11 protein-coding genes and 1 pseudogene are annotated in these 13859 nt (G+C 68.8%); 10 read left to right on the top strand and 2 right to left on the bottom strand.

Going from position 1 to position 13859, the window contains the following annotated elements; all coding sequences use genetic code 11:
• Window positions 1-832 precede the first annotated feature (832 nt).
• Together E0500_RS28835 and E0500_RS28830 are read right to left on the bottom strand one after the other, a co-directional pair.
• Window positions 833-2086, bottom strand: a complete 1254-nt coding sequence (locus E0500_RS28835; RefSeq protein ID WP_220140628.1) for an SLC13 family permease — start codon at window positions 2084-2086, stop codon at window positions 833-835.
• 108 nt (window positions 2087-2194) lie between these two features.
• Window positions 2195-3319 (bottom strand): PrpF domain-containing protein, encoded by a 1125-nt coding sequence (locus E0500_RS28830; protein WP_131572214.1) that lies wholly within the window; start codon window positions 3317-3319, stop codon window positions 2195-2197.
• A gap of 171 nt (window positions 3320-3490) precedes the next feature.
• Between E0500_RS28830 and E0500_RS28825 the strand changes: the two genes are divergently transcribed.
• The 10 genes and pseudogenes from E0500_RS28825 (at window position 3491) to E0500_RS28785 (ending at window position 13856) form a co-directional block, all read left to right on the top strand.
• The gene (locus E0500_RS28825) at window positions 3491-4459 is read left to right on the top strand and encodes a LysR family transcriptional regulator (protein WP_181587164.1); all 969 of its coding nucleotides are present in this window, start codon (window positions 3491-3493) and stop codon (window positions 4457-4459) included.
• 847 nt (window positions 4460-5306) lie between these two features.
• On the top strand, window positions 5307-6347 hold the full coding sequence (locus E0500_RS28820) for a vWA domain-containing protein (protein ID WP_131568994.1): 1041 nt from the start codon (window positions 5307-5309) through the stop codon (window positions 6345-6347).
• 74 nt (window positions 6348-6421) lie between these two features.
• The gene (locus E0500_RS28815; RefSeq protein ID WP_131568992.1) at window positions 6422-6625 is read left to right on the top strand and encodes a hypothetical protein; all 204 of its coding nucleotides are present in this window, start codon (window positions 6422-6424) and stop codon (window positions 6623-6625) included.
• A 369-nt stretch (window positions 6626-6994) separates the two neighbouring features.
• Window positions 6995-7078: pseudogene (locus E0500_RS44270) on the top strand (LacI family DNA-binding transcriptional regulator); the annotation flags it as partial.
• A 52-nt stretch (window positions 7079-7130) separates the two neighbouring features.
• Window positions 7131-8093 (top strand): substrate-binding domain-containing protein, encoded by a 963-nt coding sequence (locus E0500_RS28810; RefSeq protein ID WP_309505174.1) that lies wholly within the window; start codon window positions 7131-7133, stop codon window positions 8091-8093.
• Window positions 8094-8112: 19 nt separating this feature from the next.
• Window positions 8113-9408: an extracellular solute-binding protein gene (locus E0500_RS28805; protein WP_131568990.1), complete on the top strand. Its 1296-nt coding sequence runs from the start codon at window positions 8113-8115 to the stop codon at window positions 9406-9408.
• 16 nt (window positions 9409-9424) lie between these two features.
• Complete coding sequence (locus E0500_RS28800) at window positions 9425-10369, top strand: carbohydrate ABC transporter permease (protein ID WP_131568988.1); 945 nt, start codon at window positions 9425-9427, stop codon at window positions 10367-10369.
• Window positions 10369-11202, top strand: coding sequence for a carbohydrate ABC transporter permease (locus E0500_RS28795; protein WP_131568986.1), 834 nt, complete (start codon window positions 10369-10371; stop codon window positions 11200-11202). Before E0500_RS28800 ends, E0500_RS28795 begins: the two co-directional genes overlap by 1 nt.
• Window positions 11203-11574: 372 nt before the next feature.
• Entirely contained in the window at window positions 11575-12864 is a 1290-nt protein-coding gene (locus tag E0500_RS28790; RefSeq protein ID WP_131568984.1) for an ABC transporter substrate-binding protein, read from the top strand.
• A gap of 50 nt (window positions 12865-12914) precedes the next feature.
• Window positions 12915-13856: a carbohydrate ABC transporter permease gene (locus E0500_RS28785; RefSeq protein ID WP_131568982.1), complete on the top strand. Its 942-nt coding sequence runs from the start codon at window positions 12915-12917 to the stop codon at window positions 13854-13856.
• Window positions 13857-13859 lie beyond the last annotated feature (3 nt).

The following is a 13859-nucleotide window of genomic DNA, read 5'->3' as shown; positions in this document are numbered from 1 at the left end:
GTCACCTCGACAGCGGTTACCGATGCGGGTTGTGCTCGGCCGGGCCCGGGCCGGGGTGGTCACGGACCGAGCGTCTGCCCGGTGCGGAGGCACGGCGCGGCCACGCGAGTGCACGCAGAGGGCGGCCGCCCCGGGGGATGGGCGGCCGCCCCGTCGGAATGACCTGGGCCTGGACCCGGGTCGGGACGCGGGGCGTCGGCTCGGGTCAGACAGCGTGTTCTGCGGGTTCTCTCGGATGCGGCACGGTGAGAGTCTCGGTCGGCAAGGACGGGAAAAACCCTAGTAACGCCGCCGGAGCACACCGCGAGTCACGAGCCACCTCGGCCGGCTTCTCCAGCACCATCCAGTGAACAACTCCGTGTCATACGGGGTTGTGCAGGGTTGTGCGGGCATCGGCGCCGGAACGCCGCCATCGGCCGCAGGCGGCCCCGGGCGCTCAGCCATGTGCTCCGAGCGGGATGCCGTCGGCGTACCGGGGACACAACAGCAGCCCTGGGCAACCTGTCCAGGCCCTCATCCCCCTCCAGCCTCCTGCACCCTTCCCCGATCATACCCGGCCCGCCCCCACCCGCCCGAGGAGAAGAACCCTTACCCCTGAGACAGCGTCACCCACCATCAGATGACGCCCCACGACAGCGCCCCACCCACCGATGCCTCCATGCCAGTGCCCCCTCACCCCGCCACCCACTCCGACCTGCCCGGAGAACCCCTCGCCAGGCCGAGCCACCCACCGGACCGAACCCGACAAGCCGCAACCGGGTCACGTCGCGGCGGTGCCCGGCGCGGTGATCGCGCCGGGCGGCTGTCCGTCGTTTCGTCGCTGTCCGGGGGTCTACGACCAGGGCAGGACCAGGGCACCCCAGGCGACGACGGGGCCGAGGGCGACGATTCCGCCGGTGTAGCTGATGACCTGGCGGTAGAAGCGGCGGGCGTCGACGCCGCGCGCGTTGGCCAGGACGAGGGCACCGTTCGTGGAGAAGGGGGAGGTGTCGACGATCGTGGTGGACACCGCCAGGGCGGCGATCAGTCCGGCGGCGCTGAGGTGGCTGGAGAGCAGCAACGGCACGGCGATGGGGATGATCGCTGTGAGGATCGCGGTGGAGGAGGCGAAGGCAGAGGTGATGGCCACGGTGAAGCACAGCAGAAGGGCTACGACGATCGGGGCGCCCAGGCCCGCGGCGTGCTCGGAGATCGTCTCGATGATCCCGGCCTTCTCCAGCATCGCGATGTACGTCATCATGCCCGCGACCAGCAGCAGGGTGGACCAGCTGATACCGTCGGCCGCCTTCTCCTGTCGCTTCATGTCCACCAGGGCGAGCAGGGTACCCGCGCCCAGGGCGAGGAAGCCGATCTCCAGCTGGAAACCGAGCGCCCCGACGACGAGGGCGAGCAGGCAGGCGAGGGTCAGCCACTGCCGCCAGTCGGGCCTGCCGGAGACGGCGAGGTCTTCGTTGTCTCTCGTCGCGTCCTCTTGCTCCGCCAGCGGAACAGGACGCTTCGCCAGCAGTACGTAGGTGAGCAGCGACAGCACCAGATTGATCACGAAGCTGGCCGTGAACAGCGCCACGGGAGAGACATGCAGCTCGGTCTTGTCGACCAGGCCCAGCACCAGCGCACCGGAGACGGCGAGCGGCGAGAACGCGCCCGCGTGGCCGCCGCTGATCACCATCATGCCGACCACCAGCGGGTTCAGCTTGTAGCGGTGGGCGAAGTTCATGCCGATCGGTACGAGGATCGCGACGGCGGCGGGGGTAAAGGTTCCGAACGCCGTCAGCAGGGCGGCGACGAGGAAGAGCACCCAGGGGATGAGCGCGACCTTCCCCCGCACCAGCCGCACCCCCGCGGCGACGAGCAGGTCGATGGTGCCGTTGCGGCGGGCGACGGAGAACAGGTACGTGACTCCCACGATCGTCACGAACAGCTTCACCGGAAAGCCTTCGAAGATCTCGTCCTCGGTGAGGCCGAGCGAGGCAGTGCCGACCGCGAAGGTCGCTACGAAGGCAAGAATGCCCAGGTTGATCGGCAGCACGGTGCCGATCACGAACATCACCAGCAGCGCGCCTATGGAGATCACTTCAGGAGACATCTTTGTTCCTTGGTGCAGGAGGGGACAGGAGTGCGCGCCCCGAGGGCGCGAGGCCACCCCGGGGGCGGACGGCTGGGGACCGGCCGCCCGAGGTGAGATTCGTCCCGGTCAGGAAGCCTTGCGCGCTCCCGGATCCGGTACGTAGATGCGTGCGTCGGCGAGCAGCCGGGCGGCCCGCTGCACGGTGACCCGCTCGGGGACGCCTTGGTGGATGTCCGAGCAGCAGACCGCCACGACGCCTGCGGGGGTGCCGAGGCGCAGCCACTCGCCGCGCGGTCCGGCGGCGGCCCGGGAGACCACGGAGTCCTCCAGCAGCCCCGCAGCCGCGACGGCGACAGCGGAGGTGAGACCGATCGCCGGGTGGGGGGCGTTCATGGTGAGCATGCGGACCGAGACGTCGTAATCGCCGGCGGCGATCGGCTCGCCCAGAGTGGTGGTGTACGGCACCGGAGGGCCGATCAGGCCCACCTTGGGCACCGCGTCACCGGGGGTCTCACCCGGCCTGAGGAGTCCCATCAGCGGCGCGGCCGTATGACGGACCGCGCGCAGCCACGGCACGTCGGCACGCATCTGGTCCAGGGTCTCGGCGCCGGTGCGGTCGGCGTCGAGCGCGTCCACGAGAACAACGGGGGCACCCGCGTCCACCATGCTCACCCGCTGCGGCCTTGCTGCGGTACCGAGCCGCAACTCGTCGGCCGCCCGCCCGGTGGGCAGCAGCGAGCCCGTGGTGCCGCCGGCCGGGCGGAGGAAGGTGAGACCGACCGCCACCCCGCCGGCCCGGGTGCCCGGTACGGTCTGGTCGCCGAACTCGTGAACCCTGCCGCCCGTGGTGTCCACCACGCCTTCCAGCAGCGCACCGGTGTTGCTGTTCCGCATCACCACGCGGGTGCGGTCACCGGTGATGGGCACGAGCCCCTTTGCCACCGCGTACAGGGCGATGCCGGTGGCGCAGTTACCGCAGTTGCTGGTCCACTCCACCGTGCCGGTGCCGATACCGACCTGCCCGAACAGGTAGTCGACGTCCACACCGGGTTCGGGTGAGGCGCCGACGACGGCGGCCTTGGAGGTGGTCGGTGTCGCTCCGCCCACCCCGTCCAGCTCCACCGGATCGGTGGAGCCATAGGCGGCAACCAGCAGTTTCTCCAACTCACTGCGGTCGACGGGGACATGGACCTGACTGAACAACCAGCACTTGCTGGTGCCGCCACGTACCAGAGTCGCGGGAGTGTGCACAGCTTCAAGCTCTTCCTGGGTCGCATGGGGAAGGAGAGCGCCGGGCGGACGGTTACGGGCGTGTTGCGATCCGGTGAACCACTCGGCGAATGCGAAGACCTTCGCAGAAGCACGACTTGGGCACAATGACAGATTTCTTCAGGATGGTTTAGGTCAGCTAAACTCTCCTGCATGCTGAACGTGCGCCGTCTGCTGTTGCTCACCGAGGCCACCGAGCGCGGCTCGCTCACCGCCGCCGCGGATGCGATGGGAATGACCACCTCCGCAGCCTCCCAGCAGATGTCCCTGCTGGAACGGGAGGCCGGGCAGCCCTTGATCGAACGGCTGCCGCGCGGCATCCGCACCACCCCCGCGGGCGCCGCACTGGCCGAGCGCGGCCGGGTCATCCGCCGCGAACTGCGCGCCGCCGAGGCCGACTTGGAGGCCTACGCCGACCTCAACCAGGGCACCCTCAGGCTCGGCTCCTTCCCCACCGCCAGCGCCTCGCTGCTGCCGCTCGCCCTCACCCGGTTCAGCCACCGTCACCCCGGCGTGCAGATCGTGGTACGCGCCGGAGTCCTTGGCCATCTGCGCGAGATGCTGCACACGGGCGAGGTCGAGCAGGCGCTGCTGTGGGACTACGAATGGAACCGCGTCGACGACGGTGCCCTGACCCTCACACACCTCCTCGACGACCCGACCGTGCTGGTCGTCCCCACCGACTCCCCGCTGCGCACCCTTCCCGCCCTGCGCCTCGGCGACCTCGCCGATCAGGAATGGATCATCCGCGCCGACAACCATCCGGTCGCCGACGTCCTGCGCCGCAGCTGCCGCCAGGCCGGGTTCGAGCCGCGTATCGCCTATGCCTCGCACGACTACCAGGAGGCACAGGCCATGGTCGCCGCCGGTCTCGGCATCGCCCTCGCTCCCCGGCTCGCCCTCACCAGCCGCCGCAGCGACGTCCGTCTGCTGCCCTTCGGCTCCGACGTACCCGCCCCCACCCGCCGCATCCTGCTCGCCCGCGCCACGTCCCGCACCCCCACCCCACCCGCCCGTACCATGGCCCGCGTACTGCGCGCGGTGGCCCAGAAGTTCACCGATGCCGGCCTGGACCGCACACAGCTCGGTGCTGTGCGTAGAGGCGGGCAGGGGCGCACCTGAGGTTGATCCCTGGGAGTGGGCGGAAGACTTGGTCGCGTCTGGACTTTCGAAGTCCAGCGCCTTCCGTGGAGCAACTCCCGCTTGAGGCCCTGGAAGAACGACTCGGCCAGGGCATCGATACCCCCATGGAGCAGATCCCTTGGCCAGCTTGAACAGCCGCGGCATCTCCACCGGACCGTCGCTCGACTTTGCCGCTGCGGCAGCACGCCCCGACAGCACGGCTCGAGCGGCGGTTTCGGCGTCGAACGAGCGGGCCCAGGAGACGAGTTGGCGATAGCCTTCTGCAGTCGCCGGCAAGCTCCGGCCGTCCAAGGCGCGCTGAGCACGGTGATGACGGCCACGGTGTGGACATTCTTGTGGGTGTCCACACCGAGCAGGATCTCCTCGGCGACGCCTGCCGCCGCTCCGCAGTCACTGCCGCGCACGTGCACTTCCCACCGGCGGCTCGGTACTACGCGACGGCGTCCTTCCGAAACTCCTCCGGGTACGGAGACTGGCGTCCCACCTGGGTATCCCTTCCTGGACCTTCAAGATCCATTGTCAGGGCGTCCACTCCAAAGCCAGCCTCAACGCAACACCCGCCGCGCCCAGCTCACCGAGCCCCAGCGGGCACGCTCGCTGAGCTGGGCGTCGCATGGGCATAGAAGTCACGACCAGCTGGCCGATGAACCCGCCGGACACACCAGTACACAGACAGGCCCCGGGCTGTGACAGTGCTCGGCGTCTCGGGCTGCGTCCGGCTGCGCCCCTGGCCGGGTGGGCTCTTCATCCACTCCGGGAGCCGAGATCGATTGTCAGTGGTGGGTGAGACGGTAGGAGCATCGATTCGGGAAGAGGGGGAGCCGTCATGTCGGGAAACCAGAACTACATCAATCACGTTGCTCTTGTGCTGGATGCCAGTTCGTCCATGTCGCATCTGAGTCGCAAGGTCGTCGAAGTCGCCGATCAGCAGATTGCCTATCTTGCCCGCCGGTCGAGGGAGCTGGACCAGGAGACCCGTGTCACGGTGTACGTCTTCGCGGACAAGGTGGAGTGCGTCATCTACGACAAGGACGTGCTGCGGATGCCGTCGCTGAAGCAGCTGTACCGGGCGGGCGGAATGACGGCTCTGCTGGCGGCCGCGCTGAAGTCACAGCGGGAGCTGGCGCAGACAGCTCAACTGTACGGCGACCACAGTTTCCTGACGTTCGTACTCACCGACGGGCAGGAGAACGCGAGTCATCGCTGCCCGGATGCCCCGACCAGGAATCCGCGTGAACTGGTCGAGGCCGTGGCCAAGATGATCGAGACACAGAAGGACAACTGGACGCTGGCCGTCCTCGTGCCGGACCAGATGGGCAAGCGCGAGGCCATGCAGTGCGGGTTCCCGAAAGACAACATCGCCATATGGGACGCCACGAGCACACAGGGTCTGGAGGATGCCGGACAGGTCATCCAACAGGCCACCGAGAAATTCATGGTGGGCCGCACCCAGGGCATCCGCGGATCGCGGGCGGTGTTCTCCACGGGTGCGGAGACGGTCAACAAGGACACCATCAAGGCGGCCGGCCTCACCCCGGTGAATCCGTCGGAGTACCAGCTGATCCCGGTGGCTCGTGCTGCGGCGATCCGGGACTGGGTCATCGAATCCGGGCACACCTACCGTACCGGTGGTGCGTTCTACCAACTGAGCAAGTCGGAGAAGGTCCAGGCACAGAAGCAGATCGCGGTGCTGGAGAAGAAGACGGACCGGGTGTACACGGGGCCCGAGGCCCGAGCCCTGCTCGGCCTGCCGGACGTGGAAGTCCGCGTCAGGCCGGACCACAACGACGACTTCACGATCTTCGTGCAGAGCACCAGCGTGAACCGGAAGCTCGTACCGAACACGCGGCTACTGCTGATGCACTGACGCCCTGACAAACCCGCCGGGTCCCCGGACACTTCGTCGTTTCCTGTGGTCGCGGCCCGGCGGGGCCGACCCACATGGGCGAGCAGACCGAACAGGGCTGGGGCGTGCGGCTCGCCTTCCCCACCGTCAATGGCCTCAGCGAGGCCGAGACCGCACGCCTCGTGACCGGCCGGCCCTGCACCGGCCTGCAGACGTGTGGCAGCGGGCCCGCCCCTCTCTGCCCCTCGCGCAGCCCCTGGTCCGCATCGGCACGCTCGGTCCTCTCGCGGGCGACCTGACGCGACGGGACGTGTTGGTGCAGGCTGCTGAGCTCCACCGGCAGTCCCGCGCCCGAGCGGCCACCAACAGACAACTGCCGCCCGGTGGCGAGCTGGTGACCGCCAGCCCGAGCGGTCCGCCCGAGATGACCAGGTGGGACAAGCTCAGCGCGGATCTGGACACCCTCCAGATCGACGTCACTCACCATGTAGTGAAGCACCATTTCCGGCTGCTCACCGAGCTCGGCGCTGAGCGCGACTCCGGCCTGTGGGGTCCTGCGTCCGCCTCACACCTTGTCCACGCCCGCGGCACGGGAGCACCGGCTTGCCGAAGCCCAGGCGTGTCATGGGGGTTGACGTCCCGCGCCCGCCGTTGCTTTAAACGTATAAATGCAGCAACGGAGCCGCCCGACGGTGCGTGAAGTGGCGACCCGCGCCGGGGTGTCGGTGGCGACGGTCAGCTACGTGGTCAACGGACGTGACGGCCTGGTCGGCGCCGAGACCCGGGAGCGGGTGCCGGCCGCCGGTGCGGGAACTCGGATACGTCCACAGCAGCTCAGCACGGGGCCTGCGCACGCAGCGCACCTGGGGGCACCTCCCAGGCCCTTTAGGCACTGGGGGGAGGGTCTGCCTGGTCGTCGGCTCCATCGGCGGGCCGACGTACGACGAGGTGGCACGGGAACTGCACGCCGCGGCCGACAGGACCGGACACGGCGTGATCGTGCTCGTCGCCGATTCCCCCGCCCGTGCGGCTCACGCACACGCACTGCTGCGGCGGGGCATCGCCGACGGGGCGTTGATCTGGGCGGAGCGGTTCCTGCCCGCACTCGACCTGGACTCGCTGGTGCGCGGCCGCCAAGCGATGACCGTCATGGACAACAGCGTGGTCCCGAGGGGCTTCGACGTGGTACGCATACCGGCGCGACAGGCCTGCGGCGAGGCACTGGATCACATGATCACGAGCGGGCGGCGACGCGTGGCGTTCGTCGGCCACCGCACCGGCCGGGAGCCGGACGGCGAGGCGCACGAGCGGTACGTGGCCTGCCTGGATGCCCTGGCGCGGCACGGCCTCGCGCGCGACGAGGCGCTCATCGTCGCCGACGCGGACGACACCGTCGCCGGCTACCGCGCCGTCGAGGCCCTGTTGCGGTTGCCGGAGCCGCCGGACGCTGTCTTCGCCACCTCCGACCGGGCCGCGATCATCGCCATGTGGGCGATACGCGACTCCGGTCGCAGCGTGCCCGGCGACGCGGCCGTGGTCGGCGTGGGCAATCTGCCCGAGGGCCGGGTCGTCAAGCCCGCGCTGAGCACGGCCGGCCAGCCGCACCTGGACTACTCGGGCGTGGTCCAGGTGCTCTTCGACCGTCTGACGGCCGATCACCCGCCTACCGAGCGGGAGTTGGTCCTGTCCTGGTCATTCATCCCGCCGCGAGTCGGCATGAGTCACGAGACCGGCGGGAGAGGCGTCACGACCGCACGTTCCCCGTAACCCCCGAGAGGAGCACCACATGTCTGCCAGCAACGCTCCAGGAATCAGCCGCCGCCGTGTGCTCGGTCTGGCCGGGGCCGCTGCCGCGGCCACCGGGCTGACCGCCTGCGGTTCGGGCGCGCCCGAGTCGGACTCCGAGCAGGGCGGTGGCAAAAGCGGCACGTTCACCGCCTACTGGAACCCGGGCCACAACTACGAGGCGTACCAGAAGGTCATCAAGGAGTTCGAGAACGACCACGACGTCACCGTCCGGCTGCAGATGTACCAGTGGGAGGAGCTGGAGACCCGGCTGCTCGCCGATCTGCAGGCGGGCCGGGCACCGGACGTGCTGGAGGAGCCGGGCGGCTGGGCCCAGAGGTACGCGCTGAGCGGGGACGCGCTGTCGCTGCAGAAGTACCTCGACGAGGACGGGAAGGCGATGGGTTTCCCGGACGACTGGCAGCCGGCGGCGGTGAAGCACAACACGCACTCCGGCGAGGTGTACGGCATCCAACTGCACATGACCTGCCAACTTCTCGTCTACAACAAGGAGATGTTCGCTGACGCCGGTGTCCAGCCGCCGACGACCTGGGAGGAGGTGGTTGACGTGGCCACGGAGTTGACCCACGACGGCGTGTACGGACTGCAGCTCAACCAGGACCAGGCGTACGGCTGGCCGTGGATGCTGCAGAACGGGGTGCTGGAGTACGACAACAGGACCAAGAAGGTGATGCAGCCCCAGGACGCCGCGATCGAGGCGCTGCAGTTCCAGGCCGACCTGGTGCACAGGCACAAGGTGTCCCCGGTCCCCGTGCCCAGCAAGGACTACTCCGCTCCGCAGAAGGCGTTCTCGGCCGAGCGGGCCGCCATGATCGTCACCGGGCCGTGGGACCTGCCGGTGATCGAACAGAGCTCGCCGGACCTGCAATTCGGCATCGCGCAGATGCCCACCGGACGCCGTCGGGCCACCCTCCTCGCGGGCACCAGTCTCTTCATCCCGAAGAAAGCGCCCAGGCCGGATCTGTCCTGGGACTTCATCAGGCGCATGACCACCCTGGAAACCGAGTTGGCGGCCACGAAGGAGACCGGCATGCTGATGCCGCGCAAGTCCTGGAGCGGCAATCCCGAGGTGAAGCAGGACGCGGACATCGCCGCGTTCGCCCAGGGCCTGACCTACGCGCAGGACGCCCATCCCCAGACGTACCTCAGCGGCAAGGGCACCGAACTGGACCAGGCGTGGAAGACCCTCTACCAGAGCGTGCTCATGACGGGGAAAGCCGTGCCGACGGCGTACCGGGAATACGCCGAAGCCGCCCGCAAGCTCATCACGGACTGACGGGGGACGGCAGCGTATGCGATCCCGTGCGCCGCGAACCCCGATCACGCACCGGAAGGCCGGAAAGGCCCCGATCACCCACCGCGGGGCCCGGAAAACCTCCATCGCCCGCCGCGAGGCCCGGACCGCCTATCTGTTCCTGGCGCCCGCCCTCGTGTTCTTCGCGGTCTTCTTCTACACACCCATCGCCGACATCCTCAACACCAGCACCCTCACCGGTCCGCACGCCGACCGGTTCGACGGCCTCGGCAACTACGCCGACGCGTTCCGCGACCCGGACGCCCGCAACTCGTTCAAGATCACCCTGATCTTCGCCGCGGCCACCACCATCGGCGCGATCGTGCTCGGCCTGGCCCTCGCCCTGCTGGCCAACCGCCGGCTGCGCGGCCGCGCGCTCTTCCGGCTGGCGCTCCTCGTGCCCTACCTCACCTCGATCGCAGTCATCGGGCTGCTGTGGCAGAACATCCTCGACCCGCAGACCGGCATCCTGAACCGGGTCCTCACCGAACTCGGCCTGCCCACCCAGCAGTGGCTCATCACCCATCCGCTGGCGACCATCGTCGCGGTCACCCTCTGGATGATCACCGGCTACACGATGATGCTCTTCCTGGCCGGTCTCCAGGGCATCCCACAGGAGTACTACGAGGCCGCGACGGTGGACGGCGCCGGGGCGTGGCGCCGGTTCCGCTGCATCACCCTGCCACTGCTCGCGCCGACCACGCTGTTCGTCTCGGTCATGGCCGTCATCTCCGGGCTGCAGGCCTTCGGGCAGGCGTACATCATCACCGGCGGCGGCCCGGCGAAACAGACGGACCTGTACGTCTACCACGTCTACGAAACCGCCTTCCGGGACCGTGACTTCGGCTACTCCTCCGCCCTGTCCGTGCTCCTGATGCTCGTCATCGTGGCCTTCACTCTCGTCCAACTGCGGACCGGACGGCGCGGGGAGGTGCAGTACTGATGGCCCCGGTCACCGACAGGAGCCGGCCGTCCCGCGCGGCCGCCTACGTGCTGCTCACGCTGGCCTGCCTGCTCACCGTCACCCCGCTGCTGTACATGGTGTCGCTGTCGCTGCAGACCCAGGGCGAGACGTTGTCCGGCGGTGCCGTGCTGTGGCCGGACTCCCCGCAGTTCCAGAACTACACGCAGCTGTTCGAGCAGGCACCGTTCGGTCGCTTCATCGTCAACAGTGTGGTCGTGGCCGGCGCCATCACGCTGGCCCATCTGGCCTTCGACCCGCTGGTCGGCTACGTGTTCGCGAAGTTCCGCTTCCCGTTCCGCAACACCCTGTTCCTGGCGATCCTGGCCACCCTCATGATCCCGTTCTTCGTACGGATGATTCCGCTGTACGTGATGATGTCCGACCTCGGCTGGCTGGACAGTTACCAGGCACTCATCCTGCCGTTCCTGATGGACGGCTTCGGAATCTTCCTGATGCGCCAGTTCATCCAGCCGATCCCGGACGACCTCATCCAGGCGGCCCGGGTGGACGGTGCCGGGGAGTTCACCATCTACTGGCGGATCATCCTCCCGCAGACCAAGCCGGCGCTGGCGGTCCTCGGGCTGTTCACCTTCGTCTTCCAGTGGAACGAGTTCCTCTGGCCGCTCGTCACCACCAGCGACGAGGAAATGCGGACCATCCCGGTCGGACTGACGCGGTTCAGTGAAGAGCACTTCCAGCTCTGGCATCTCACCGCCGCCGGCTCGGTCATCGCCTTCCTCCCCACGGCCCTGCTGCTCATCCTCAGCCAGCGCTACTTCGTCCGCGGCATCACACTGACCGGTCTCAAATAACCGGATCACACACGGCACAACGCCCCGCGCCCCGCGTTTCTGCTGGGCGGGCTGCCCGTCGAGACCTTCGGTCGTCTGCGCTCGACCGCGTGACGCACCGGCCGGCACCACCGCGTGCCCACGATCCCCAAGGGCGGCCAACCGCCCAGGCACGGCAGCGAGTTCGGCTTCGACTCCCCGTCCACCGGTGGCGACAAGCAGGCCGTGACGGTCACTGACACCCGTCTCCATGGCAAGGGCCATCTCGCGGGCGTGGGACCGGGTTTCCGCGTCGCATCCCTTGACCACGGCCCGTGTGCTCCCTAAAGTCCTCGCACCTCACGAGGTACATCGATTAACCAATCGTTAACCGCTTGGTTGGAGACCACCGCTGTGCGCTCATCGCTGACCCGGCGCGGCCTGCTCGCCGCCGGCTCCGGTCTGGCTGCGGCCGCTGCCCTGCCTGCTGTGTCCGGCTGCTCGTCGTTGGCCGCGGCGGCCTCCGATCCGGACACCCTCGTCGTCCACACCCAGCTCGGCACCACCGCCCCGGGCTCGGCCACCTATCTGTCCGCCCTGGACCGCTTCCGCGCGCAGAACCCGGGGCTGAAGGTGAAGAACCTCATCAACGGCGACGACCTCGGGCAGGTCTACGAGACCTCGCGGCTGGCCCGCAAGGAGGCCGACGTCGTGATGGTCAACCTCTACGACAAGACCCTCGCGTGGACCGACGTGGACGCCACCGTCGACGTCGGCGGCTACCTCGACGACTGGGGGCTGCGTGAACGCGTCCTGCCCGCCGCGCTGTCGGCGTGGAAGGACGGCAAGGGCAGACTGCGTGCCTTTCCGTACTTCGCCACCAACTGGCCGGTCGCCTACAACCGGGCGCTGCTGGACCGGGCGGGCGTGGACGCGATACCCACCACGGGCGACCAGCTGATCGCCGCCGCCCGCAAGCTGCGCGCCAAGGGGATCGCCCCGGTGACGGTCGGCGGCAACGACTGGACGGGACAGAAGCTGCTGGCGCAGATCATCCAGACCTTCCTCACCCCGGACGAGGCCCGGCACGCCTACTCCACCGGCGACTTCGGCAGCCGGGGCGCCCGCGAGGGCATCGAGTACTTCACCACCCTGCGCGACGCCGGCGTCTTCGCCGACAAGGCACAGGGGCTCACCTCCGACACCATGAACACGCAGTTCAACACCCAGGCGGCGGCCGCGCAGTCGGCCATGTCCTCCGCGCTGGCCAAGGTGCCGGAGAACGTGGCCCGCCACACCGAGGTCGGCGGCTGGCCGCTGGCCGACGGCGCGGCGCACGACAAGCCGACGGTCATCCGCGCGTTCACGCTCATCGGCTTCTGGATCAGCCCGAACGGCGTCCGCAAGATCGAACACGTCGAGAAGTTCATCCGCTTCATGTACGGGCCGGACACCGTGGCGCGGTTCGTCCAGGAGAGCGGCCGTGACATGGCGTTGCACACCGACGCCGTGAGCGCGGACTTTCCGCTGGTCGCCGCCGCACAGCGGCTCGGCTCCGGCGTGAGCGAGGTCCTGCTGCCCGATGTGTACGTGCCACCGGCCGCCACCCAGCCGCTGATCACCGCCACCAGTACCTCGTTCACCCGCGGCACGAGTGCGGCCCGGGTCCGCGCGGCGCTCGAGTCCGCGTACCGGTCCGTATGAACCGGCCGTCCCTTCCCCCTCCCGCCGACTCGATTCCCGAAAGTCACCGCATGACGACGCTGACGACGACACCGGACGGCACCGCGGCCCGCCGGCCCAGTCCGCCCTCCTCCCCCGCCGGGGCGCGCCGCACGCCGCGGCAGGGCGACACCGTACTGGCCGTACCGGCCCTGGTCTGGTATCTGATCTTCATGGTCGGGCCGCTGCTCGCCATCTTCGTGATCGCCGCGCTGCACTGGCCGGGCATGCTCCAGCCGGTGTCGTTCGCCGGCCTCGGCAATATCCGAACGGTTCTGGACGACCCGGTGTTCTGGGACGCCGTACGCAACACGGCCGTCCAACTGTCCGTCGCGCTGCCGGTGATGATCGTGTGCGCGTACATGGTGGGCTACTACGTCGCCCAGCGGCCGCCGGGGCACCGGGTGATCCGCTATCTGCTGTTCATTCCCGGACTGATTTCCACGCCGGCGAAGGCGATGGTGTTCTATGCCGCGCTCTCGCCCGACGGGCTGGTCAACGGAGCACTGCAGAGCGCGGGTTGGGGCGCGTTGACCGATGCCTGGCTGGCGTCCCCGTCGACGGCGCTGGCCTGTCTGATCGCGCTGGACCTCTGGAGCGGCATCGGGTTCACCGCCGTGCTGTTCGCGGCGCGGCTGAGCAGTGTCCCGGACGAACTGGGCGAGGCCGCCCAACTGGACGGGGCCGGGCACTGGCGGACCATGTGGACGGTGCACTTCCCGGTGATCCGCGACTACGTGGGCGTGGTGACGATGCTGCAGTTCCTGTGGACGCTGTTCGGCTCCGCCCAGAACGTGCTGCTCCTGACCCAGGGCGGTCCCGGCACGTCGTCGACGACACTGTCGTTCCTCGTGTACCAGAAGGCGTTCATCGCCGCGGACCTCGGCTACAGCCAGACCGTCGGGGTGTTCCTCTTCCTGACCGGGCTCGCCGGTCTGCTGGTCATCCGCCGTGTCTTCCGCCAGACCTACTGATCG

The sequence above is a fragment of the Streptomyces sp. KM273126 genome, assembly GCF_004337435.2.
GTDB lineage: Bacteria > Actinomycetota > Actinomycetes > Streptomycetales > Streptomycetaceae > Streptomyces > Streptomyces acidicola.
This window is presented reverse-complemented; position numbering and strand designations above follow the sequence as displayed.